This is a genomic window from Alteromonas sp. NFXS44 (assembly GCF_040148705.1).
Lineage (GTDB): Bacteria > Pseudomonadota > Gammaproteobacteria > Enterobacterales > Alteromonadaceae > Alteromonas.
In genome coordinates, this window is sequence record NZ_JAGDEA010000012.1 from 442,258 (window position 1) to 465,733 (window position 23,476).

21 protein-coding genes are annotated in these 23,476 nt (G+C 49.5%); 7 read left to right on the top strand and 14 right to left on the bottom strand.

The features are described 5' to 3' along the window. Positions 1–21: 21 nt before the first annotated feature. From thpR to J3369_RS19095, 3 genes are all read left to right on the top strand, one after another. Positions 22–624: an RNA 2',3'-cyclic phosphodiesterase gene (gene thpR, locus J3369_RS19085; RefSeq protein ID WP_349589930.1), complete on the top strand. Its 603-nt coding sequence runs from the start codon at positions 22–24 to the stop codon at positions 622–624. A 91-nt stretch (positions 625–715) separates the two neighbouring features. Next, complete coding sequence (gene purU, locus J3369_RS19090; protein WP_349589933.1) at positions 716–1,570, top strand: formyltetrahydrofolate deformylase; 855 nt, start codon at positions 716–718, stop codon at positions 1,568–1,570. A 108-nt stretch (positions 1,571–1,678) separates the two neighbouring features. Next, the gene (locus tag J3369_RS19095) at positions 1,679–3,862 is read left to right on the top strand and encodes a M3 family metallopeptidase (protein WP_349589936.1); all 2,184 of its coding nucleotides are present in this window, start codon (positions 1,679–1,681) and stop codon (positions 3,860–3,862) included. A 69-nt stretch (positions 3,863–3,931) separates the two neighbouring features. Here the strand turns inward: J3369_RS19095 and J3369_RS19100 are convergent, their stop codons facing one another. Both J3369_RS19100 and J3369_RS19105 read right to left on the bottom strand, forming a co-directional pair. After that, positions 3,932–4,513, bottom strand: a complete 582-nt coding sequence (locus tag J3369_RS19100; protein WP_349589938.1) for a hypothetical protein — start codon at positions 4,511–4,513, stop codon at positions 3,932–3,934. 152 nt (positions 4,514–4,665) lie between these two features. Further along, positions 4,666–5,505, bottom strand: coding sequence for an NHL repeat-containing protein (locus tag J3369_RS19105; RefSeq protein ID WP_349589940.1), 840 nt, complete (start codon positions 5,503–5,505; stop codon positions 4,666–4,668). Between the two features lie 206 nt (positions 5,506–5,711). Here J3369_RS19105 and J3369_RS19110 point away from each other — a divergent pair, with 206 nt between their 5' ends. Then, on the top strand, positions 5,712–7,511 hold the full coding sequence (locus tag J3369_RS19110) for a cation:proton antiporter (protein ID WP_349589943.1): 1,800 nt from the start codon (positions 5,712–5,714) through the stop codon (positions 7,509–7,511). Between the two features lie 273 nt (positions 7,512–7,784). Here J3369_RS19110 and waaA read toward each other — a convergent pair whose 3' ends face one another. Further along, positions 7,785–9,092: a lipid IV(A) 3-deoxy-D-manno-octulosonic acid transferase gene (waaA, locus tag J3369_RS19115; protein WP_349589946.1), complete on the bottom strand. Its 1,308-nt coding sequence runs from the start codon at positions 9,090–9,092 to the stop codon at positions 7,785–7,787. A gap of 81 nt (positions 9,093–9,173) precedes the next feature. Here waaA and J3369_RS19120 point away from each other — a divergent pair, with 81 nt between their 5' ends. The 3 genes from J3369_RS19120 (at position 9,174) to J3369_RS19130 (ending at position 12,318) form a co-directional block, all read left to right on the top strand. Then, positions 9,174–10,208 carry a glycosyltransferase family 9 protein gene (locus tag J3369_RS19120; RefSeq protein WP_349589948.1) on the top strand — a complete coding sequence of 345 codons (1,035 nt, stop codon included), beginning with the start codon at positions 9,174–9,176 and terminating at the stop codon, positions 10,206–10,208. After that, a complete protein-coding gene (locus tag J3369_RS19125; RefSeq protein ID WP_349589950.1) occupies positions 10,205–11,281 on the top strand; it encodes a glycosyltransferase family 4 protein in 1,077 nt (358 codons plus the stop codon). Before J3369_RS19120 ends, J3369_RS19125 begins: the two co-directional genes overlap by 4 nt. A gap of 95 nt (positions 11,282–11,376) precedes the next feature. Further along, complete coding sequence (locus J3369_RS19130; RefSeq protein ID WP_349589953.1) at positions 11,377–12,318, top strand: bifunctional helix-turn-helix transcriptional regulator/GNAT family N-acetyltransferase; 942 nt, start codon at positions 11,377–11,379, stop codon at positions 12,316–12,318. An 82-nt stretch (positions 12,319–12,400) separates the two neighbouring features. Here J3369_RS19130 and rplI read toward each other — a convergent pair whose 3' ends face one another. The 11 genes from rplI to J3369_RS19185 all read right to left on the bottom strand — a co-directional run bounded on the left by rplI (position 12,401) and on the right by J3369_RS19185 (position 23,258). Next, positions 12,401–12,853 carry a 50S ribosomal protein L9 gene (gene rplI, locus J3369_RS19135; RefSeq protein ID WP_303572095.1) on the bottom strand — a complete coding sequence of 151 codons (453 nt, stop codon included), beginning with the start codon at positions 12,851–12,853 and terminating at the stop codon, positions 12,401–12,403. A gap of 20 nt (positions 12,854–12,873) precedes the next feature. Further along, positions 12,874–13,104 carry a 30S ribosomal protein S18 gene (gene rpsR / locus J3369_RS19140; protein ID WP_070126454.1) on the bottom strand — a complete coding sequence of 77 codons (231 nt, stop codon included), beginning with the start codon at positions 13,102–13,104 and terminating at the stop codon, positions 12,874–12,876. 11 nt (positions 13,105–13,115) lie between these two features. Beyond that, positions 13,116–13,514 (bottom strand): 30S ribosomal protein S6, encoded by a 399-nt coding sequence (gene rpsF / locus J3369_RS19145; RefSeq protein ID WP_119502814.1) that lies wholly within the window; start codon positions 13,512–13,514, stop codon positions 13,116–13,118. Between the two features lie 209 nt (positions 13,515–13,723). Continuing rightward, a complete protein-coding gene (mqo, locus tag J3369_RS19150) occupies positions 13,724–15,391 on the bottom strand; it encodes a malate dehydrogenase (quinone) (protein WP_349589957.1) in 1,668 nt (555 codons plus the stop codon). 303 nt (positions 15,392–15,694) lie between these two features. Further along, positions 15,695–16,465, bottom strand: a complete 771-nt coding sequence (locus tag J3369_RS19155; protein WP_349591081.1) for a 3-keto-disaccharide hydrolase — start codon at positions 16,463–16,465, stop codon at positions 15,695–15,697. Positions 16,466–16,520: 55 nt separating this feature from the next. Further along, on the bottom strand, positions 16,521–17,138 hold the full coding sequence (locus J3369_RS19160; protein WP_119502816.1) for a gluconate 2-dehydrogenase subunit 3 family protein: 618 nt from the start codon (positions 17,136–17,138) through the stop codon (positions 16,521–16,523). 2 nt (positions 17,139–17,140) lie between these two features. Beyond that, positions 17,141–18,823, bottom strand: coding sequence for a GMC oxidoreductase (locus J3369_RS19165; RefSeq protein ID WP_119502817.1), 1,683 nt, complete (start codon positions 18,821–18,823; stop codon positions 17,141–17,143). Between the two features lie 43 nt (positions 18,824–18,866). Continuing rightward, the gene (locus J3369_RS19170) at positions 18,867–19,754 is read right to left on the bottom strand and encodes a hydroxypyruvate isomerase family protein (protein WP_119502818.1); all 888 of its coding nucleotides are present in this window, start codon (positions 19,752–19,754) and stop codon (positions 18,867–18,869) included. Further along, positions 19,747–20,964, bottom strand: a complete 1,218-nt coding sequence (locus tag J3369_RS19175; RefSeq protein WP_349589960.1) for a nucleoside permease — start codon at positions 20,962–20,964, stop codon at positions 19,747–19,749. The genes J3369_RS19170 and J3369_RS19175 overlap by 8 nt, the downstream gene beginning before the upstream one ends. Positions 20,965–21,013: 49 nt before the next feature. After that, entirely contained in the window at positions 21,014–22,069 is a 1,056-nt protein-coding gene (locus tag J3369_RS19180; protein ID WP_349589963.1) for a sugar phosphate isomerase/epimerase family protein, read from the bottom strand. Positions 22,070–22,100: 31 nt separating this feature from the next. Next, the gene (locus tag J3369_RS19185; protein ID WP_349589965.1) at positions 22,101–23,258 is read right to left on the bottom strand and encodes a Gfo/Idh/MocA family protein; all 1,158 of its coding nucleotides are present in this window, start codon (positions 23,256–23,258) and stop codon (positions 22,101–22,103) included. Between the last annotated feature and the right edge of the window lie 218 nt (positions 23,259–23,476).

Consider the following 23,476-nt stretch of genomic DNA (forward strand, 5'->3'; position numbering starts at 1 on the left):
AGAAAAACACGGGTTACCGCAATGCGTTCATTTATCGGCCTTGATCTTTCTTTGCAGGAGAAGCTCGCGCTTTCCGGCTGGCGGGAACGGGCTCTTCCGACTGTAGCGCTCAGGAAAACAGGTGCCATTGTCGCTCACGGTCAGAAAGCCCCGCCTGCTGCGGTGCCACCTGAGAACTATCACCTCACGCTGGCATTTCTTGGCGACATCAACCAGAGACAGCATGAAGCACTGTTACACGCACTGGACGACGTCGCTGCAGAACCTTTTTCTGTGGCCCTCAACACCACCGGCGTGTGGGACGGACCTAAAATTTTATATGCGGGCCCTGATGAGCCGTGCCCGCCATTGATGCATTTAGCTAAGTGTGTACGTAAAGCCGCCCGTGAAGCGGGAATACCGCTGGAAAACCCTGAATACAAACCTCATGTCACTGTTGTCAGGAAGGCCGGCAGCGACCAGCCTGCCCCTCTGTTGCCTCCGGATATCAAACTGCAATTCCGTGACTTTCACTTTTTTGAGTCTGTCTCTACGCCATCAGGTGTCCGCTACCCCGTGCGGCACTCCTGGTCTCTGGAGCCTGATATCTCCGTTCGCGAGCGATTGCGGCGGGGTCTGGTATGAGATATATCAATTGAGGCTTTACAGATGCCAATTGCATGGGTAAAACAACACACTGAATTCAACAACCTATTTGTCAGAGCCTTTACATCTCATGCAACAAACTTTTCGTCTTGTAATCGATTGTCCGGACCAGATTGGCCTTGTCGCCAGAGTTTCCCAGTTCCTTGCCAGTCACGGGGCAACTATCGTCGAGGCTAATCACCATACCGACCTGCAAACCGGTCGCTTTTTTATGCGCCATGAAATCGGGGCTGACTCAATCAAACTGGACTATGACGGGTTTGTAAAAGCGTTTACACCCGTTGCAGATGAATTCCGGATGAACTGGAAACTGACCGACTCCCGCGTAAAACAGCGTGTTGCTCTGCTGGCCAGCCTTGAATCCCACTGCCTGGTAGATTTGCTGCACCGCTGGCACACCGGCGAACTGCACTGCGACATTCCGGTGATCATCGGTAATCACCCACAGATGAAACAGTTTGCTGACTGGTACAAAGTACCGTTCCATTGGGTGGATTTTAAAGCTCTGGGTAAAGAACAGGCGTTCTCGCAGATAGAAACGCTGATCAGCGAATACCAAATTGACCTCACAGTACTTGCCCGATTCATGCAAATTCTGCCGGATACGTTGTGCACGAAGTTACAAGGTAAGGCGATTAATATTCATCACAGTTTCCTGCCGTCTTTTGCCGGTGCAAGACCTTATCAACAGGCCTATGATCGCGGTGTTAAGCTGATTGGAGCCACGTGTCACTACGTGACCAAGGATCTCGATGAAGGCCCTATCATCGAGCAGAGCGTAAAGCGCATCAGTCACAGCGATTCAGCCGCAGACATGGTCCGCAAAGGCAAAGATTGCGAAGTGACAGCGCTGGCCCACGGTGTGCGTTATCACCTGGAAGACCGGGTCATTATTCACCGCAACAAAACTGTGGTCTTCGCGTAAAGACCACAGTCCACCGTACCTGTCCCGGAACCCGTCGTCGTTATATGGCCCTCAGCGCCGCATTCTTATACACTGAACCGCTGATAATAACGACGATGGAACTCTATAATGAAAAAATTTACCGCCTCGCTGACAGCGCTGGCTGTTGCGCTTACCCTCGGCGCATGTTCTGACCAGGCAGCCAACCAGGCTGCAACGACCTCACCGGATGCAAGTGCACAAACGCAGCATCAGTCTCCGGAATTTGACAATGTGTTACTGCAACCCTTCCCCGGGCCTTACGGCGGCGTTCCTCAGTTCGACAAAATGAAGGTTGAAGATGTTAAGCCAGCCCTGAGAAAAGGAATGGCACTTAACCTGGAAGAAATAGACGCCATTGCAAATAACCCTGAACCGCCTACGTTCGACAATACGATTGTCGCCATGGAACGTGCCGGCAGTGCACTGGACCGTGTATTCCGTTACTACGGTATTTTCAGCTCGAACAAATCCAGCCCTGAATTTCGGGATGTGCGGGCAGAAATGTCTCCGGAACTTTCCGCATTTTCAACAAAAATCACCCAAAATGAAGCGCTGTTTAAGCGCATTAAAGCGGTTTACGAAAGTAAAGAACTGAAATCGCTGACGCCCGAAGAACAACGTATTACATGGATCACCTACAACAGCTTCGCCCGTAACGGCGCAACCCTGGATGGTGACGCAAAAGCACGCTATGCCGAAATCAACAAAGAGCTGGCTACGCTGTACAACCAGTTCTCAACGAATGTGCTGGCCGACGAAGAAAACTACGTGACTTATATCACCGCGGAGCAGCTGGGCGGCCTGCCTGATTCATTCGTAAAAGGTGCAGCCGCTGCTGCAAAAGAACGCGGCCAGGAAGGTAAGTATGCAATTACTAACACGCGCTCATCTATGGATCCTTTCCTCACTTACAGCACAGACCGGGCGCTTCGTGAGCAGGTGTGGAACACCTACTACAACCGTGGTGATAACGGCGATGAATATGATAACAATGACATCATCAAACAAATCCTGACGCTACGTGATGAACGGGTCGAATTGTTGGGGTATGACAATTACGCCCAGTGGCGTTTAGAAGACCGTATGGCAAAAACACCTGAGAATGCCATGGATCTGATGATGAAAGTCTGGCCGGCAGCCATTGCGAGGGTAGACGAAGAAGTGGCTGACATGCAGGCTATCGCTGATGAAGAAGGCGCAAACATTACTATCAAGCCCTGGGATTACCGTTTTTATGCCGAAAAAGTACGTAAAGCTAAATACGACCTGGACTCAAACGAAGTAAAACAATATCTGCAACTGGATAAACTCCGTGAAGCGATGTTCTATGTCGCCGGCCGTCTGTTTAACTTTGACTTCACACCGGTTCCTGAAGGTTCGGTACCGGTTTTTCACCCTGATGTGAAGGTATGGGAAGTAAAAGATAAGGACAGCGGCAAACTGATTGGTCTCTGGTATCTCGATCCATTCGCACGCCAGGGCAAACGCTCAGGAGCATGGGCGACTACATACCGCAGTTACACCACCTTTGACGGTGAAACCACTGTGCTGGCTTCTAACAATTCTAACTTCGTTAAAGGCCCTGAGGGCGAACCCACGCTAATTTCCTGGGATGACGCCAATACCTATTTCCACGAATTTGGTCATGCCCTGCATTTCCTGTCTTCAGATGTGGAATACCCCACGTCCCACTCCGGTGTACGTGACTATACCGAGTTTCAGTCACAATTGCTTGAGCGCTGGCTTACCACTGATGAAGTCATCAATAACTACCTGGTGCACTACAAAACCGGCGAGCCTATCCCTGCGGAACTGGTAAAAAAAATTAAGAATGCAGCCACCTTCAATTCCGGTTTCGGAACAACCGAATACATGGCGTCGGCAATCATGGATTTGCTGTATCACACCACCGATCCTGAGAAGATTGACCCTGATGCCTTTGAACGGGATCAACTGAAGGCGCTGGATATGCCTGAAGAGATTGTGATGCGTCACCGCAGCACACAGTTCGGACATGTATTCTCCAGTGAAGGTTATGCAGCAGCGTACTATGGCTACATGTGGGCAGACGTTCTCTCTGCGGATGCAGCGGAAGCATTCGCAGAAGCGCCGGGCGGCTTCTACGATAAAGAATTATCGGCAAAGCTGGTGAAATATCTCTTTGCTGTCCGAAATGCAATGGACCCGGCCGAAGCTTACCGTCTGTTCCGTGGTCGCGATGCGCAAACAGATGCCCTGATGCGAGCACGTGGTTTTCCGGTACCTGAGTAAACCGCTTAACAACGAAAAAGGGGCGATGATGATAATCGCCCCTTTTTTTATCAGCCTCTCAACACTGAATTAAAAGCTTACGCGGTAACCCAACTGCACCTGATTATCGTAGCTCTTGTCCTGAGACAAAGTGATATCTGATGTATCGCCGTGCCAGGTTTCTCTGCGAACAGCAAACGACATGGTGTGGTTTTCTTCAGCACCTTCCGTTTCCAGATACACTGATACGGTGTTGCTGTCAGGCAGAGCGAAAGAGCCGCTTACCGGTAAATCAATATCATGAGCAGGACGTACGCCGGACGCTACCCCAACCCGGTAAGCTGGTTGTTCCCACCAGGTAATCAGTTCATACGCTCTCGATGTCACCCGTTGACTGAAGACACCAAAGTCCATTACAGCGCGACCGTAAGATGCCACTGCTTCAAGATTAACTGAATCGCTGATTTTGGTTGCCAGACTCAGTTTGTAATCTTTCTGACGGCAGCCATTAAACCTGATTTTATTTTTCGACAGGGAAACGGAGATATCACCGGAGTAATCAAGTTTTTCTTCCAGCCAGGCTTCAGCCTGGTCACCAATAGAAGAACTAGCCAGACATACCTGAGGTGTCAGCAGGGCACAAAGTGCTAATGTGGTTACCTGTTTCAACATGGTTCTGCTCCGCTTTATTATCATTCTGCAAAGGGCTTACCTCAGCGAGTGATTAAAGTATAAGCAAACGGGCAGCTTTTTGGGTATATAAAACCATCCTCAATTAGTCTAACTATACCCAAAAAAATATCAGTGTGTTGATTTTATAGCCATTAATGAAATTTTAGCTTTGCGAGTTTTGCAGAGGTATAAGGCGTGCTTTCCTGTGAAATCCACACGTTACCGTCAGGACCGTAGCAAACACCTTCGACCTGCGCGAATTGTGAGAGAAAGTCGACTGTCTTAAGCTGATAGTCACCACTGACAGTGGCGATGAAAGGTTTAAACATGCCCAGGGCATTACTGCGGTAACCGACGAGGACAAATTCCTGTGTGTCACCGTTCCAGTCTGCGCCGGTGACAACGCCGGGAAGTCCGTCTACTGACGTAAATGGAGTAAGTACTTGCTTAGCTTTTATATCCTGTAAAACGTATACGTGTGACTGCTCCGTAGCCCAGCTTTTTGAAAACAGGATCAGTTTTCCATCCCGCATTGTCATGGCTTCACCATCATAATCGTGAGCATAGGGAGCATTTTCCTGCGGCGTATTACCTGCGTAGGTAAAACGCCGCTTTACTGCTTCCTGCACGGGGTCTGCACGGTTAATTTTATAGACGGTGAGTGATTTATGCTTACCGGCATTATTTCCGATGTCACCAATATAGAAATATTCATCGTCACCGGTAATGGCTTCCCAGTCACGGTTTTTTGCATCCAGCGTCACCCTTGCGGTCAGCGATCCATCCTGTCCAAGGGTAAACAATTCCGGCTCATTGCCAGAGTCATTGATGGTGTAAATACTGTTGCTGTCGCAAAACAGGCCCGATGTTTCCTTCAGCGCGTTATCCAGCGTATAGGTAGACAGCACCTCAACACCATGTTGTGGATCTGCTGACACACTGCAACCTGCCAGTAACAATAACGGGCTTAAAATGAAAACAATACGGTTCACTGATATTCTCTTTCTGCTGTAAATAAGGTTAATCTAAATAAAACAATGTGATATGCACAAGTTCAGACTACTATACCATTGTGACGATTATTTTTTGCAATGGTTAACGATAAATCCGCTTTGACCTGAGGTCAGTATAAAAGCCGGAAAATAATAAATATGCCGGGCATCAGCGGCATAGCTTCAACTTTAAGAAGGAACACCACGTGTCAGACCCGTTATTAAGCCTGGTCAGTGTCGGCCTGCTGTCTATATTCTGTCAGTTTCTGGCTTATAAAATACGCCTGCCAGCCATTTTACCTTTGCTGATAACCGGTATTATCGTTGGTCCGGTATTTGGCGTGCTCGATGCAGACGCACTGTTCGGGGATCTTCTGTTTCCAGTTGTATCCCTGTCGGTGGCCATCATCCTGTTTGAAGGTTCACTGACACTAAAATTCAGTGATATTGCGGGTCACGGCAATATGGTGAGAAACCTGTGCAGCGTTGGCGTGCTGGTCACCTGGGTGGTGGCAACCATCGCTGCCCATCTGAGCCTGGATTTATCCTGGCAGCTTGCAGCCCTGTTTGGTGCCATCGTAACCGTAACAGGCCCGACGGTCATTGTGCCGATGATCAGAACCGTCAGACCGAAAAGTAACATCGCTAACATATTGCGCTGGGAAGGCATTGTCATTGACCCTATCGGTGCGCTTCTGGCGGTGCTGGTTTACGAGTACATTGTGGCCTCTCAGGACACGGCGCTGATACATACCCTGGTGGCGTTTGGTAAGACGGTAGGTATGGGCACCGCCCTTGGTCTGGCCGCCGGCTACCTGCTTGGTCTGTCGCTACGTAAAGAACTGATCCCCCACTATCTGCAAAACACCGCCGTTCTCACCCTGATACTGGGTGTTTTTGCTATCTCTAATCATGTAGCCCATGAGTCAGGCCTGCTGGCGGTGACTATTGCCGGTATGGTACTTGCAAATATGAAAAATGTGGACGTGGAAGACATCCTGGAGTTTAAAGAAACCTTAAGTGTTCTTCTGATTTCCGGCCTGTTTATTATTCTTGCGTCACGGTTGAATCTCGATTCTGTGTTCGAGGTCGGCTCCGGCGTCATTGTGGTTCTGGTAGCCATTATGTTTATCGCCAGACCTCTTTCAGTACTGGCTTCCTCTGTGGGCACAGGACTAAACTGGCGTGAACTGGCGCTGATCAGCTGGATAGCGCCCAGAGGTATTGTAGCGGCAGCCGTATCTGCACTGTTTTCTCTGAAGCTGGAGGAAATTGGCTATGAGGGTGCAGGGGTTATCGTTCCCATCGTCTTTGTGGTCATTATTACCACCGTCGTTGTGCAGAGTCTGTCATCTAAATCTGTGGCCAAACTTCTGAAGGTTCGCTCCCCTGCGCCAAACGGCTTTTTAATTTTCGGCGGCAGTAAGTTCAGCCGGATGCTGGCAAAAGAACTGAAAGCACATGATTTGCCGGTTTGTATTGCCGATACCAACTGGGATGCCATTAAAGAAACCAGAATGATGGATATTCCGGCCTATTTCGGTAACCCCATGTCGGATCACGCAGCGCGAAGCCTGGATTTAGGTTTATTCGGTACTGTACTGATCATGTCTCCCTACAAACAACTTAACCCTATGATTGCTTATCATTTTGAGTACACCATGGGCAAAGATAAAGTGTGGGGCTTAACCAACAACGAACAAAGTGCACGGCCATCGCATCAGGTCAGCACCCAGTATGCGCAGAAACTGACACTGTTTGCTGAGGGAGTCACATACGGATACCTGGCCTCTGCAGTCTCTCATGATGCATCCGTGAAAACCACACGCCTGAGCGAAGAATTTACTTTCGAAGATTATTCAGCAAGATACGGCGACAGAGCTATTCCGCTGATTGCTCTGGACGAAAACGGACGTTCTCATGCATTTTTGAATGGTAAAGATATTGCGCCGAAAGCAGGATGGAAATTAATCAGCTTGATCATACCGGAGAGTGAACCGGTGTGAGGCCAGAACGGCACCCTACCCTTGGGGCAGGGTGCCTCTCCCTGGAAATAACGTGTATTCAAGCGCTCCCCTCTATTATTATTATTGGATGCGTTGTTGTTTATTTTTTACTTGAGCTACACCGTCGGCGCTTATGAAAGCAATAGACAGACCAACTTTTAAAATAACATAGTTATCAGTACCTTATGCTTTTTACAGGGCATTTACCAACCATTATCCGCTGTTGACGCACCAATAGCACGCACCATTTCAATTCACATGCACCAAAAAGGCTCAAAGGGATGAACGGATGACTTCCAGTGTCTTCCCGGTCGCGCCCCGGTTTGCACTGATCACTGCAAATCCGGCCTCGCCCGCCACACGGGCAGCATCGGGAGAATCAAGCAACGTTTTACAACAGGCGGCGAGTTGCGTTGCATCTTCTACAATGCTGAGCGCACCACATTCTTGCAGGTACTGGCAAATAAGCGGATTGTTATAAACGTTGGGTCCCATGAGCACCGGTAATTTCTGTGCAGCCGGCTCCAGGGCGTTGTGACCACCTTTATCCGCAAGACTGCCACCGACAAAGGCAATGGTGCCGAATGTGTACGCCGTATTGAGCTTGCCCATTTCATCTACCAGCAAAACATCAGTCTCACTGCTCACCTGCGCGCCCGGTGAAGCTGTGCGGAGGTAGTGCAACCCTGTTTGTTCCAGCAGATCCGCTACACGGGCAAACCGCTCCGGATGCCTGGGTACAAGAATGAGTAATAAATCCGGAAATCCGGGCTTCAGGCTCTGATAAGCATCAAGTAAGGCACTTTCCTCACCTTCATGAGTACTACCACCAATCAGTACCCGGCGGGCGTTTTTTTCAAGTCCGTAAAATGATGCACCGGCATCCGGTGCAGCCATTGCCTGGTCGAACTTTATATTGTTAGTAAGTGTTAACTTTTCTTGTTTGATACCGAGAAACTGGTAATTTTTAAAGTCTCTCATGCCCTGGGCACATACATGGGAAAGCTTGTGGAGCATGGGCTCAAACAGTATTTTCAATTTCTTATATCGTCTGGCGGAGCGATCTGTCATACGCGCATTAATCACTACAACCGGAATGTCTCGACGCCAGCAACTATGGATCAGATTAGGCCACAGCTCCACCTCAGTGATCAGCACCATTTTGGGCTTCACCCGCCGCAGCATGCCCGCCATAGCCATGTGTAAATCGTAGGGTAAATAGAAGTGGTGAACAGTATCTTTGAATATGGATCTGACCCGCGCCGAACCGGTGGGCGTGGTGGTGGTTATCGTCACCGGTGTTTCCGGTTCTTCTTTCATTAACTGCTTAATCAGCACAGACGCCGCAACCACCTCGCCTACCGACACACAGTGAAAAAGGTATCCTCCCGGTGCGGCTGGAGGACGTACAAAACCAAATCGCTCAAACCGGCGATGGTTATATTCTTTATTTCTTCTCTGCCCGCGAATGATGAGATTCAGAAAAGCGAACGGAACGATCAGCGCCAGCACTAGTGAATAAAACCAGCGAAACAACGTCTCACTGAGGCCGGGCCGGTATTGGTTTTTGCGGGCAGTCATACGTACTCTGCGTCCTTTCGTCATTAAACTGTCGTGAAGCTTTGTTTAACTAAAAATCAGTTTTCAATTATTGTGTTTGTTATGCCGGACAAGAGTCACAAGCCTGCTGTACTTCTGGTTAAACTAAGCGCCATCGGTGACATTGTAATGGCCTCGGGTTTGCCATCCAACATAAAATCCTCACTAAATGCTTCACGCATTGTATGGCTTACCGAAGCACCCTATGCCAGCTTTATTGCTGCTCATCCTGATGTTGACCAGGTTATTCCCTGGCCGAAGAAAGAATGGTCAGCACTGGCAAAAAAAAAGCGCTGGTTGAGCCTCTGTCGTGCTGTAAGAGCATTTAAGACAGAACTGTCATCACATCACTTCGATATCGCTATAGATGCACAGGGACTGCTTAAAAGCGCCTTTTTTTGCTGGTTATCCGGCGCAGGCCGCCGCATAGGGTTTAAAAGCAAAGAGCACAGTCACTTACTACTCACAGAATCACTGAATAAACCGGACTCTTGTGACATCAGCTCGGAGTACAAAGCACTGGGGCGCTATCTTGGTGCAAATGACTTCACTATGACACTGCCCGCCTCCCCGCCGGCTGTGCGCCAGGCGCAGGATGCCCTTGCTGCCAGCGGTATCAGTGACGATTATATCGTTCTGTGTCCCTTCACTACCCGTCCTCAGAAACACTGGCCGGTGCAGCACTGGAAAGATGTCATAGCGTGGTTAAACATTCATGACAGTCTTCCGGTGATTATTGCCGGAGGGCCCGACGATGCGGATACGGCGTCAGAACTGGCTTCAGACAAAGAACATATATTCTCTTTGGCGGGACAACTGTCTCTTGCTGCCAGCGGGGCCATTCTGGCAAATGCACGTGCTGTAGTTGGTGTGGATACGGGTTTGACTCACCTGGCGATTTGTCATCAGCGACCTGTTCTGGCCCTGTTCGGTTCCACCTGTCCATATACGAAAACAGATAATCCGGATGCCACAGTATTGTACGAAAACTTACCCTGCGCCCCCTGTAAGCGTAAGCCGGTTTGTAACGGAGCCCACGACTGCATGCGGGCTATCACGCCACAAAAAGTCACTGCATGGCTGGAGAAGTGGCTATGACGATAAAGGTGATGCATGTGGAGCTTGGCAGACAGTTGTATGGCGGTGCCAAACAGGTTGAATATCTTATCAATGCGTTGCCCGAAGACACCATTACCAGCCACCTGATGTGCGCATCAGACAGTGCCATTTCTCACATCCCGGCGCCCGGCTGTATCAAGCATCCGGTCCCTTACTCCGGCGATACGGATCTCAGGTTTCCTTTCCGCCTTTACCGGCTTATAAAAAGTCTTGAACCGGATATTCTGCATATTCACAGCCGCCGGGGCGCCGATGTGTGGGGCGGCCTGGTGAGTTCACTGTGCGGTATTCCGGCTGTATGTACCCGCAGGGTAGATAATAAAGAGACTGCACTGGCTGCAGTGAAGTACCGGCACTACAAAGCTGTCGTCAGTATTTCACGGGGTGTACATGATGTGGTGTCACGGCATTGCAAACAGATCCTGCAGCCTGTGATCCACTCGGCAGTCGATCTGAATGACTTCCGCTACAGCAGGGACGCTGAGTGGTTTCGGGAAAAATATGACATCCCAGCTAACCATAAGGTCATCGCAAACTTCGCCCAGCTTATTCCGAGGAAAGGTCAGAAAGATCTCATCATGGCCATGCAGGCAGTAATGGCCCGCAGGCAGGATGTGACCTGCTTACTGTTCGGTAAAGGTAAACAACAGGCTGCGTATCAGCAACTGGCAGATGACTCCGGAGCCGGTAAAAATATCAGGCTGTGCGGGTTCACATCAGATGTTCCGCGTATTTTGCCAAATATTGATGTGATGGTTCACCCTGCTTATGCAGAGGGCCTTGGCATAATCCTGCTTCAGGCCGGGGCCTGTAAAGTCCCCATGATAAGCTGCCCTGTTGGCGGCATTCCGGAAATTATCCACAACGAAAAAACCGGCTTACTGGTTGAGCCCGGAGACCCGCCTGCACTGGCGCGGGAAATTCTTCGTTTGCTGGATAGCCCGGCAGAAGCCCGCGCTCTGGCTGAAAACGCGTTTCATCATGTGCAGCAGCATTTCAGTATCGCCGCCATGGCGGATGCTTACACGGGCCTTTATAAAAGTCTCGTATAGAGGATTCTCTTGCCGGCTATATCATTTCCCCTTGTCACATTACCCGTTGAGATCTAATATACGTAACTAGTTACGCATATTGTGGAGTTTGGGAAATGGGTGATGTTTTACAACTGGCAGGTGCAGCTGCACTGGGCAGCCGGTTCCGGAGATTGTCTGAAAAGCTGGTTGCACAGGCCAGTGAAGTCTATAAAGCGTATAACGTTCCAATGGAACCAAGCTGGTTCCCTGTCATGTATAGTCTGATGCAGGAATCGCCTTTAAGTGTGAGTACCATTGCAGAAATTACCGGCCAGTCTCACCCGTTTGTCAGTAAAACCACCGCTCAGATGAAAAGCGCAGGATTACTTGTCACCCGCCCTTCTGAGCTGGATAAGCGGATGCAACTGCTTTCATTGTCAGATAAAGCTCTGACGATGCAGCCGGTGCTTGAAAAGCAGATAGCCGACATCGGCAATGCCCTTAATTCAGCACTGAACGACGTGGCGCCGGACTTCCTTGAACAGCTGGGTGCCGTAGAAAACCTGCTGTCACAAACGTCTTTGCTGGGCCTGATAAAACAAAAGGCAACACGGGGATTCCGCGTAATTGACTATTCCCCTGAGCATCGTGATGCGTTTTACCAGCTCAATAAGCACTGGATAGAACGCTATTTCACCATGGAAAGCTCAGATCATGCCTCGCTGGGGGACCCCGAAAATTACATTCTTAAAAAAGGGGGCCATGTTTTGCTGATGCAAAATCCTGACGGTGATATTTGCGGAACGGTGGCACTGATAGCCATGGATGATGACTGCTATGAACTGGCTAAAATGGCTGTGGCAGACAGCGAACAGGGCCAAGGTCTGGGAGCAATCCTCGGGGAAGCTGCCATACAAAAGGCCCGTGATACGGGAGCGAAGAAGCTTTACCTGGAAAGTAACAGGAAACTGGCACCGGCTATCAGCCTTTACCGCAAACTGGGATTCAAAGAAGTGGATAAACCCACACCTTCCCCCTACGCGCGGTGTGATATTCAAATGCTGTTAATGCTGTAAGTTGATACGGGAAACACTTTAACGGGCATAAAAAAACCGCTGCAAGTGCAGCGGTTTTCAGTATTACTTAATCAACTGGCAATTAAGCTTCTGCAACAATAACAACCTTAACAGATGTCATTACTTCAGAGTGTAACTGCAGGTCGATGTCGTATTCGCCAGTTTCACGCAGTGTACCGGTAGGCAGTTTAACTTCTGCTTTAGATACTTCAACGCCGGCAGCAGTGATTGCTTCAGCGATGTCACGTGTACCGATTGAACCGAACAGCTTGCCTTCGTCACCAGCAGGAGCAGCGATAGTCACTTCACCCAGTTCAGCAACTTTAGCAGCACGAGCTTCAGCAGTAGACAACTGGTCAGCGATTTTTGCTTCCAACTCTGCGCGGCGAGCTTCAAACTTTTCAACGTTAGCTTTAGTTGCAGGAACTGCTTTACCCTGTGGGAACAGGAAGTTACGCGCAAAACCAGCTTTAACGTTAACTGTATCGCCCAGACCACCAAGGTTAGCGATTTTGTCTAATAAGATGATTTCCATCTAAGTTACTCCTTCGCCAATTACTTGTTGTGTGAATCTGTGTACGGCAGCAGTGCTAAGAAACGCGCACGTTTAATAGCAGTAGACAGCTGACGCTGATACTTTGCACTGGTACCAGTGATACGGCTAGGAACGATTTTACCGCTCTCAGTGATGTAGTTTTTCAGTGTAGCAATATCTTTATAATCGATTTGCTCAACACCTTCTGCAGAAAAACGGCAGAACTTACGACGTCTGAAAAAACGAGCCATGATAGATCTCCTTACGCGTTGTCTTCAGTGGTTTCAGTTTTCTTTTCCGCGCGCTCACCGCGTGGAGCAGAATCGTCACGACGCTCACGACGTTCTTCCTTCATCATTGGAGAAGGTTCAGTCACAGCGTTCTTCGTGCGCATAACCAGGTTACGCAGGATCACATCGTTAAAGCGGAAAGCATTTTCCAGCTCGTCAACAGCTTCTGCAGTTGCTTCAGCGTTGATCAAAACGTAGTGTGCTTTGTGAAGCTTTTCGATTGGGTAAGCCAGTTGACGACGGCCCCAGTCTTCCAGACGATGGATTTGACCACCTTCTTGCTTCAGGATAGTGGTATAACGCTCGATCATACCAGGTACTTGTTCACTCTGATCAGGGTGAACCATAAATACGATTTCGTAATGACGCATTACACGCTCCTTACGGTTGTAGCCTCGACAGTACAGCCAAACTGTATAGAGACAAGGAACTAGATAGGTTTGATGGCTGTAAGGGCGCGCATTATATAGATCAATTGTTCACCAGACAAGCAAATTAACCATGTGCCGTGCATTGTCTTCAACCACGGCACATGCCGTCTGTGCGTTAACACAGACTGTGCAATCCGGTAAGCACGGCTTTACAGGGCGATATCTGCCACTTCAGATTTTTCAACCACTGGTACACCCGCTTCCGGTACCGGCGCTTTCCCGGTTGCAGCAACCGGCTTTTTCAGATGCAGGGTCTCGCTGGTCGCATTGAGCTCATCCAGTGTTGCGTTCACATTACCATTCAGCTTGGTGCCATAGGACGGGATAATCGCTTTCAGTTGAGGCAGCCATTCACCGGACAATTTGTCAGGAAATGCCTGCTCCATCAGATTAAGCATAATTGGTGCTGCGGTAGACGCGCCGGGCGATGCCCCCAGCAGTGCCGTCAGAGACTTATCTTTCGACACAACCACTTCGGTACCAAATTGAAGACGACCACCGGTTTGCGGATCTTTCTTGATGATCTGTACACGCTGACCGGCGGTGATCAATTTCCAGTCTTCTGCTTTCGCTTCAGGGTAATACTTCCGTAACTCTTCCAGTCTGTCTTCGTCATCCAGCATTACCTGACTTATCAGGTATTGCACCAGATTAAAGTTATCCAGACCCACTTCTGTCATGGGGATAAGATTAGACATCGTGGTTGAGTGAATCAGATCCCACAACGAACCATTCTTCAGAAATTTGGTAGAGAATGTGGCAAAGGGGCCGAACAATACGATCTCTTTGCCATCGATGCGGCGGGCGTCCAGATGGGGAACCGACATAGGCGGAGCACCTACCTCAGCCTGCCCGTAAGCTTTCACTTTATGATTTGCGACAATTTCCGGGTTATCGGTATACAGGAACTGACCACCCACCGGGAAGCCGCCATAACTTTCTGCTTCCGGAATACCCGAAGCCTGTAAAAGCGGTAACGCTGCGCCACCGGCACCAATAAAAACGAAATTTGCATCAACGGTATATTCCTTATCTGCCACTAAATCGGCAATCAGCACATGCCAGGACCCGTCTTCATTCTGGCTCAGCCCGCGCACTTCAGAGCGCTGGCGCAGCTCAAAGTTATCCTGAGATTTCAGCCCGTTCACCAGCTGACGGGTGATCTCTCCGTAATTCACATCGGTGCCGATGACGGAGCGGGTCGCTGCAATTTTTTGCTGCGGATCACGCCCGGCAATTAAAAGAGGCGCCCATTTGCCAATTTGGGCCGGATCTTCGCTGTAATCCATGCTGTTGAATAAACTGTGCTTCTGCAACTCAGCATAGCGGGCGCGAAGGAAGTTCACATTGGTGTCGCCCCAGACGAAACTCATGTGGTCAACGCTGCGGATAAACGACTCAGGATCATGCATGTGACCATTTTCAACCTGAGACGCCCAGAACTGCCGGCTTATCTGAAAAGCTTCATTGACCTTCACAGCTTTATCGATATTAACCGAACCGTCTTCCTGTTGCGGTGTATAGTTAAGTTCCATCAAAGCAGAGTGGCCGGTTCCGGCGTTATTCCAGCCGTTTGAACTCTCCTCGCCGGGACCGTCCAGACGCTCGGCCATCATCATGGACCACGACGGCTCAAGTTCCTGCAGATAAGTCCCCAGGGTTGCACTCATAATACCGCCACCGATTAGCAGCACATCAACTTTGCTACTGGCTTTAATGTCTCTGCCAGAATCATCTTTTGCCGAAGAATAGATGAACGAAGCGGCAACCACTGCCACTAATGAGCAACCGGTAATTGCACTTTTTGAAAATCGCATAGGAACTCCTGGTATACGAAAAGGGAGAATGCTGGAAACACGCATGCTGCGGCACTCAGATCAATGCCAGCTTGAATAGCATAATTCGGTAAACAGGAGCGGTTTTATCGCCGACTGGCATAAATGAAAAGTTAATATACGGGCCGGAAAAACTCACTTTCCTTTTATTAACAAGCCATTTATCTGCTCATCACTTTTTTCACTTTTACGATCAGGGCTTATAAAAGTCTCGTGGCGGGGCTGGCAACTACGCATAAAAAAGCCGCGATAATTCGCGGCTTTGAAGGTTTATCACTGTAAAGCTTAACGGAAGTCCGTCAGAGTATTCTGGCCGATTTCACGTACCCAGATATTACGGAAACTCACAGGGTTACTGTGGTCCTGTAACTGAATAGGTGCACAACCATGCGCTTCATAAGAAGGTCCGCCAATCCATTCCGTTTTACCTAAGATTTCAGTGTGGTTTTGTACCAGCACACCGTTAATTAAAACGGTCAGGTAACCCGGTTTCACCAGTTCATCACCGTCAAACTCAGGCGCATTGAAAATGATGTCGTAACTCTGCCACTCACCCGGCGGATTGACCGGGTTAACCAACGGAATAGCCTGCTTGTAGATGCTGCCGGCCTGGCCGTTGGGGTAAGTTTTATTGTTATAAGAGTCCAGAACCTGAACTTCATAACGCTGCTGCAGGAAAATACCGGAGTTGTTGCGCTGCTGGCTTTCCAGCCCCTCAATATCCTCAGGCGTTTTCCACTCGGCATGCAGTTGCACGCTGCAGAAAGACTGCTTGCTGACAATGTCACCGGTGCCTGGTTTTACGGTTAGCGTGCCATCTTCTACCGTCCACTTCGCTTCACCACCTTTCAGTGATTCAAAAGCGGATAAGTCAGAACCGTCAAACAGTACCACCGCATCAGAAGGTGCTTTACCCGGCGCGGTTTCAACCATAGCAGGAACAGGTTCCCACACTTCGGATTTAGCAGCTTGCTCTTCCGGACTCAGTTCCTTCGCCACTGACGCTGTTGACGCCAGTGACAGTGCTAAGCCGGATAGCAATGTTGTTTTTGTCATCTTTTTCATTATGTGCCCTTAATATTGAAATGATGGTGTTGGTGAAAAGGCTACCTCAGGTAGCCCAGGCTCTGTCACCTTTCTTATAAGGGATATCTTCGTATTTAGTCGGAATGGCAACGTAACGCAGTACTTTCGTCGAGCCAACTTCTGACGTGAAGAACGAGAACAGCACCAGTTGCTTGATCAGCGAGAAGTAATGAGGAGCAACCAGCTCTTCATCCCATGGCGCTCCCGCATTAGGATTGCTCATGGCTACATCACCCCAAATGCCTTTCTTAGCATTATAGGCTTTAGCTTCTTCGTCGAGCGCAGACAGCAGTTCCATCTTCTGCTCAGCAGAAAGTAACAGGAAGTCTTTGCCATACTCTTTTTCAGCACGCTTCTTCAGGGTTACCAGGCCTTCTTTGAAGGTTTTCTGCATAGTCGGGTGATAGCAGTCTGCTACCAGTACGGCCATACAGCTACCTACGTCGGCGTCTTTTGCTCCCGGTGTGTCGGTACGGGGAAGGATAACTTCGCCCAGTTCGTTGAAGAAGGCTACGTCTTCCTTGCTGAAACCGGTGTCGGACAGGGGCACCACTGGCAGATTTTCATAAGCCAGCGCTTTGCCACCTACAAATGCAACACCTGTGGCAGCAGTGATAAATTTCAATAAATCACGACGGTTCATGGCTACAGGTTTCCTTTTTTCAGTTCGTCTACTGCAAAGTCTGCTGCACGGGCAGTCATTGCCATGTAGGTCAGAGACGGGTTAACACACGATGCTGAAGTCATTGCCGCACCATCGGTCACGAACACGTTTGGTGCATCCCAAACCTGATTGTGCTTGTTAAGTACTGAACTCTTCGGATCGCGGCCCATACGCGCCGTACCCATTTCGTGAATACCCATACCCGGTGCGTAATCAGCATCATAACCCTGAACATTTTTAAGGCCAGCAGCCTCAAACATGTCAATGGCGTCCTGCTTCATGTCTTTACGCATTTTGTATTCGTTTTCACGGATCTTAACGTCCATGGCAAGTACCGGCAGACCCCATTTATCTTTCTTCTTGCTATCAAGATAGATACGGTTGTCATGATGCGGCAGCATTTCACCGAACGCTGTCATACCAATAGTCCAGTCACCCGGCTCAGACATCGCATCTTTCAGGTTAGACCCCAGACCAAGCTCGGCGATGTCTTTACGCCAGCCACCGCGGCTTGCAGAACCCTGATAACCGAAGCCACGTACGTAATCACGCTTGTCGCCATCCCAGTTACGGAAACGGGGCACATAGAAACCAGCCGGACGACGGCCGAAGTAATAGCTGTCTTCGTAGCCTTCAACACTGGCGCTTGCGCCTACGCGGAAGTGGTGGTCCATTACGTTGTGACCCAGCTCGCCAGAGCTGCTGCCCAGACCGCCTTCCCACACATCAGTTGCTGAGTTCATCAGCAGCCATGCAGAGTTAAAGGCAGAGGCGTTTACGAATACAATTTTACTGTTGAACTCGTAAGTCTCGTTAGTTTCCGCATCAATGATTTCAACACCGGTTGCACGTTTCTTATCTTTATCGTATTTGATTTCTTTTACGATTGAGAAAGGACGCACTGTCAGGTTACCGGTTGCCATTGCTGCCGGCAGCGTAGAAGATTGAGTTGAGAAATAGCCGCCAAACGGACAGCCTAACCAGCACTTGTTACGGAACTGACAACCCACACGGATATCATTAATCCCCTGGGTAATGTTTGCAGAACGTGAGTGGATGAAATGACGTGAACCACCAAACGCTTTCTTAACCCGGGCAGCAACATCTTTCTCAACCGCATTCAGCGGAATAGGAGGCATGAAGTGACCGTCAGGCAGAACGCTCAAGCCTTCACGGGTACCACTGATACCAGCATATTTTTCAACGTAGTCATACCATGGCGACAGGTCTTCATAACGAATTGGCCAGTCAACGGCGATACCTTCTTTGCCGTTAGCCATGAAATCTTCCGGATTCAGACGGTAGCTCTGACGTCCCCATAACAGTGAACGTCCACCCATTTGATAGGCGCGGTACCAGTCAAAGCGCTCTTTTTCAATGTATGGCGCTTCCTGCTCATTAGCCCACATACCAAGCGTCATTTCATTCAGCGGGTAATCGCGGGAAAGTGCAGGATAAACTTCTTTCATGTCCTGCGTAGCCAGGCCCCGGTGAGGATAGTCCCAGCTTTCTTTATGCGCATTAATATAATCTTTAACGTGCTCAATATTTCGGCCACGTTCCAGCATGAGTACTTTAAGGCCTTTCTCGGTCAGTTCTTTGGCAGCCCAGCCGCCACTGATCCCCGATCCGACAACGATCGCATCATAGTTATTACTTGCCATGTTTTGTCCCCTTAAACACGTCCGGCAAAAGCGTTTCTACTGATCAGACATCACAAATGCGGATCGCCTGGTTAAGCGACTTCAGTTTGCCTGCCTTACTGTCTGGAGTTGGAATAAATTCCTGGGCCAGATACCCGTCAAACGGTAAATCCTTAATCGCTTTCGCAATGGCCGGATAATACAGTTCCTGAGAGTCATCAATCTCGTGACGCCCCGGCACACCCGCTGTGTGGTAATGCCCGAAATACTGATGGTTGTCACGTATGGTGCGAATGATGTCACCCTCGCTTATCTGCATATGGTAGATGTCGTACAGCAATTTAAAATGCGCTGATCCCAGCCGGCGACACAGCTCGATACCCCAGGCTGAATTGTCGGCCATGTAATCAGGATGATTGACCTTGCTGTTAAACAGTTCCATTTGCAGCACTACCCCGTGCTTTTCAGCATGAGGCAGAATTTGTGATAGCCCTTTAACGGCATTTTTCAGTCCGGTTTCGTTGTCCATACCCCGTTTGTTACCACTAAAACAAATGAGGTTGGTGTAACCGGCTGCCGCCACTTTCTCTATATGCGGAATGTAACGTTCGATGAGAGCCTCATGAAAACGGTCGTCACACCAGCCGTCTTCAAGATTCAGTTCAGCACCATTACACATAGAGCAATGCACACCATGTTTCTTAAGAATATGCCACTCATCAGGACCCACTAAGTCGATCGCTGAAAAGCCCATATCTTTAATGGCAAGGCAAAGCTCCTCTAAAGAAAGATCCGGAAATGTCCAACGCGCCACTGCATGTTTGATATTTCCTTTGAGGGCGGCATGCTGGCTTGTGCCAGCATGCGCATGAAGAGATAAAGCACTGGTCGCTGTCAGCCCAACCCCTGACAGCGCCAGCCCTTTAAGCACCGCTCTACGCGAATTACGCATCGGTGGAAACCTTCTCGTCTTTGAACAGGATGAAGAAAAGTACCAGTACGACAGCCGCGAACCCTGCAGGGAACAACCAGATGCTGCTCCAGTCCGCTCCGGCTTCTGATGTGTAGGTGTCGGTGATCTTACCTGCAACCCAGAAACCAATCAGCATACCCACACCATAGGTGGCTAATGTGATAAGGCCCTGCGCCGCACTTTTGATTTTTTCACCGGCTTTAGCATCGGTATAAATCTGTCCGGATACGAAGAAGAAATCGTAACAAATACCGTGCAGTGCAATACCGATTAATAATAAGAACATACCGTCTTCAGCATCACCGTAGGCGAACATCACATAACGCAGTACCCACGCCAGCATACCCAGCAATAACGTTGCCTTGATGCCGAAACGGTTCAGGAATACAGGCAGTGCCAGAATGAACAATGCTTCTGAAACCTGACCCAGCGCCATTTTACCCGTCGGATTTTCCACGCCGATGCCGGCCAGGAACGGATTCGCATTCTGATAATAGAACGCAAGCGGAATACAAATCAGTACCGAAGACAGGAAGAACACAAGGAAGCTGCGGCTTTTTAGCAGTGTCAGTGCATCAAGACCCAGCATTTCACCCAGACTTGCCGATGCTGTACCTTTCGCTTTAGGTGGTGTAGCAGGCAGTGTAAAGCTGAAGATACCCAGAATTAATGAGCCAATGGCAGAAAGTGCAAAGGTGTTACGCAGTGCGCCTTCAGTAATGCCGCTGGCGGAATCCCATGAGAACACATAGCTGATCACCAGACCGGCTAAAATCCAACCTATGGTTCCCCAAACACGTACTTTACCGAATTGTTTTGACGGATCAGTCATCTGGCCGAATGATACCGAGTTAACCAGCGCCAGTGTTGGCATGTAGGCAATCATATAGCCCAGTACATAAGGGTAGAATGAAGCAAAATCTGTGGAGGTGTACATCATGTACATCAGCGCTGCGCCAATCAGGTGAAGCACACCCAGAATACGTTCTGCATTGAAGAAACGGTCAGCGATTAAGCCAACGATGAAAGGCGCAATAATCGCCCCCCAGGACTGGGTAGAAAACGCCATACCGATTTCACTACCGGAAGCGCCCAGTGTTTGCCCCATGAAGGTACCTAAGGTCACAAACCAGCCACCCCAGATAAAAAACTGGAGAAACATCATAATGCTCAGGCGGGTCATTATCATTGTTATATCCTCTTACTACTTCGGGGCCTTTTGGCCCCGGGCATTATTATTATTTGTCCAGACCCAGGATCCGGCGGTTTCTTTCTGTGCTGCTGCCAGCACCGGCAAAGTCATCGAACGCAACTTTAGTTGGCTCAATAATATGAGATGCGATAAATGGCGCACCTTCAGCTGCACCCTGCGCAGAATCTTTCAAACAGCATTCCCACTCAAGCACTGCCCAGCCTTCAAAACCGTACTGGGTAAGCTTAGTAAAGATGCTCTTAAAATCTACCTGGCCGTCGCCCAGTGAACGGAAGCGTCCCGGACGGTCTACCCAACCCTGGTAACCACCGTATACGCCGCTTCTGCCATTTGGCAGGAACTCAGCATCTTTTACATGGAACATTTTGATGCGGTCGTGGTAACGGTCGATAAAGTCCAGGTAATCCAGTTGTTGCAGCACGAAGTGGCTGGGATCGAACAGAATGTTTGCGCGGGGGTGATCGCCAACTTCCTGCAGGAAACGCTCAAATGTTGCACCGTCGTGTAAGTCTTCACCCGGGTGGATTTCGTAGCACAAATCAACACCAGCTTCTTCGAATGCATCCAGAATAGGTCTCCAGCGGTTACCCAGTTCTTTGAAGCCTTCGTCAACAAGACCGGCAGGACGTTGCGGCCACGGATAAACAAGATGCCACATCAATGCACCGGAGAAAGTCACGTGCGCTTTCAAGCCAAGACGCTTACTGGCTTTTGCCGCCAGCATCAGCTGATTAATTGCCCACTCAGTACGCTCTTTCGGCTTACCGTGTAAATGCTCAGGCGCGAAGTTATCGAATAACTCATCGTAAGCAGGGTGAACAGCCACCAGCTGTCCCTGCAAATGTGTAGACAGCTCGGTAATTTCAACACCGGCTTCAGCACACATGGCTTTTACTTTGTCGCAGTATTCCTGACTTTCTGCGGCAATTTCTAAATCAAATAATTTGGGGTCAGTAGGCACCTGAATGCCCTTGTAGCCCAGTGAAGCGGCCCACTTTGCCATCCCTTCCAGGGTATCGAACGGCGCTTTGTCACCTGCAAATTGTGCTAAAAAAATCGCAGGGCCTTTAATTGCTGCCATGGTAATCTCCTAAATTCTGTAAACGGGTCTGTTACTCGGTATCCGGGATCGGATGCCACTTCACGTCGCTGGCGCCGGAGGCAACCATTGCTTCAATAAATGCCATTCCGCGTAAACCGGACTTCAGACCGGGCACGCCTTCAGCTTTACCTGTCTGACCTTCGCGTACAGCGATGGCAAAGTAACGGTAGAGGTTAGCAAAAGCTTCAAGATAGCCTTCAGGATGACCTGACGGAGTACGGCAGCGATCGGACGCTTCAGGGTACAAACCCGGCTGGCCGGAACCGGCACGGTATACGCAGTAAGGTGCATCCAGTGTGCGGAAAATAACGGAGTTAGGCTCCATCTGATGCCATTCCAGTCCGCCTTTATCACCGTACACTTTAATTTTCAGCGCGTTCTCTTCACCGGCACACACCTGGCTGGCGATGAGCACGCCCTTAGCGCCTTCGGCAGTGCGGAAGAATGCTGCACCGTCATCGTCTAAACGGCGGTTCGGTACAATAATGTTCATGTCTGCACACAGTTCAGTTACCGTGTGGCCGCTGATAAATTCCGCCAGACCAAAGGCATGGGTACCGATATCGCCCATACAGCCTGCACCGCCGGACAATGCCGGATCTGTGCGCCATGCAGCCTGTTTGTTATCAGGATCGTCTTCGCCGCTTAACCAGCCCTGCGGGTACTCAACGAGAATTTTACGGATGTTGCCCAGTTTGCCATCTTCAACCATGGCTTTAGCCTGCCACACCATGGGATATCCCAGGTAGGTATGTGCCAGACCATACAGGCGGTCTGAACTGTTAACGACTTTCGCCAGCTCTTTGGTTTCTGCCAGATTCAGACCGGCAGGTTTTTCGCAGAATACATGATAGCCAGCTTCCAGCGCTGCAATGGTAACCGGTACGTGGAGATGGTTTGGCGTGACTACCACAACCACTTCCATTCGCTCGTCAGCAGGTAATTTATTTTCTGCTTCCAGCATTTCCTGCCACGACGCATAAACGCGGTCGCTGCTTAAACCCAAACTGTCTCCGGTACGCTGATTATTACCAGAATCGCGGCTGAATGCCCCGCAAACCAAATCGTACTGACCGTCCAGGCCTGCTGCGTGACGATGGACGGCGCCGATAAAAGCACCTTCACCACCACCGACCATACCCATGCGAACCCGCTGCAACTTCGCCATGTATTTCCCCCAATTATGCGCATCGTTGTTACAAATATGTAATTACTGTAAAAATGTAACGGATTACATAAATTGATGTCAACGAATTTTCTACCATCGTCGTAGTTTTAACGTTCAAATGTAATGAATACACGGAATTTTTGTATATTTTTTGTTTATATTTCACATTTAAAACTGGATTTATAGTTTCATTTGGGTAATCCTGTCGCCATAAAATG

Coding starts and splice junctions, on each gene's coding strand:
- J3369_RS19095 (WP_349589936.1), top strand. CDS start 1,679: ATGAAAAAATTTACCGCCTCGCTGACAGCGCTGGCTGTTGCGCTTACC.
- J3369_RS19180 (WP_349589963.1), bottom strand. CDS start 22,069: ATGGCAGCAATTAAAGGCCCTGCGATTTTTTTAGCACAATTTGCAGGT.
- rpsF (WP_119502814.1), bottom strand. CDS start 13,514: ATGCGTCATTACGAAATCGTATTTATGGTTCACCCTGATCAGAGTGAA.
- J3369_RS19175 (WP_349589960.1), bottom strand. CDS start 20,964: ATGATAATGACCCGCCTGAGCATTATGATGTTTCTCCAGTTTTTTATC.
- mqo (WP_349589957.1), bottom strand. CDS start 15,391: ATGCGATTTTCAAAAAGTGCAATTACCGGTTGCTCATTAGTGGCAGTG.
- J3369_RS19125 (WP_349589950.1), top strand. CDS start 10,205: ATGACGATAAAGGTGATGCATGTGGAGCTTGGCAGACAGTTGTATGGC.
- purU (WP_349589933.1), top strand. CDS start 716: ATGCAACAAACTTTTCGTCTTGTAATCGATTGTCCGGACCAGATTGGC.
- J3369_RS19100 (WP_349589938.1), bottom strand. CDS start 4,513: ATGTTGAAACAGGTAACCACATTAGCACTTTGTGCCCTGCTGACACCT.
- J3369_RS19130 (WP_349589953.1), top strand. CDS start 11,377: ATGGGTGATGTTTTACAACTGGCAGGTGCAGCTGCACTGGGCAGCCGG.
- J3369_RS19165 (WP_119502817.1), bottom strand. CDS start 18,823: ATGGCAAGTAATAACTATGATGCGATCGTTGTCGGATCGGGGATCAGT.
- J3369_RS19170 (WP_119502818.1), bottom strand. CDS start 19,754: ATGCGTAATTCGCGTAGAGCGGTGCTTAAAGGGCTGGCGCTGTCAGGG.
- J3369_RS19120 (WP_349589948.1), top strand. CDS start 9,174: ATGCCGGACAAGAGTCACAAGCCTGCTGTACTTCTGGTTAAACTAAGC.
- rplI (WP_303572095.1), bottom strand. CDS start 12,853: ATGGAAATCATCTTATTAGACAAAATCGCTAACCTTGGTGGTCTGGGC.
- rpsR (WP_070126454.1), bottom strand. CDS start 13,104: ATGGCTCGTTTTTTCAGACGTCGTAAGTTCTGCCGTTTTTCTGCAGAA.
- J3369_RS19185 (WP_349589965.1), bottom strand. CDS start 23,258: ATGGCGAAGTTGCAGCGGGTTCGCATGGGTATGGTCGGTGGTGGTGAA.
- thpR (WP_349589930.1), top strand. CDS start 22: ATGCGTTCATTTATCGGCCTTGATCTTTCTTTGCAGGAGAAGCTCGCG.
- J3369_RS19155 (WP_349591081.1), bottom strand. CDS start 16,465: ATGACAAAAACAACATTGCTATCCGGCTTAGCACTGTCACTGGCGTCA.
- waaA (WP_349589946.1), bottom strand. CDS start 9,092: ATGACTGCCCGCAAAAACCAATACCGGCCCGGCCTCAGTGAGACGTTG.
- J3369_RS19160 (WP_119502816.1), bottom strand. CDS start 17,138: ATGAACCGTCGTGATTTATTGAAATTTATCACTGCTGCCACAGGTGTT.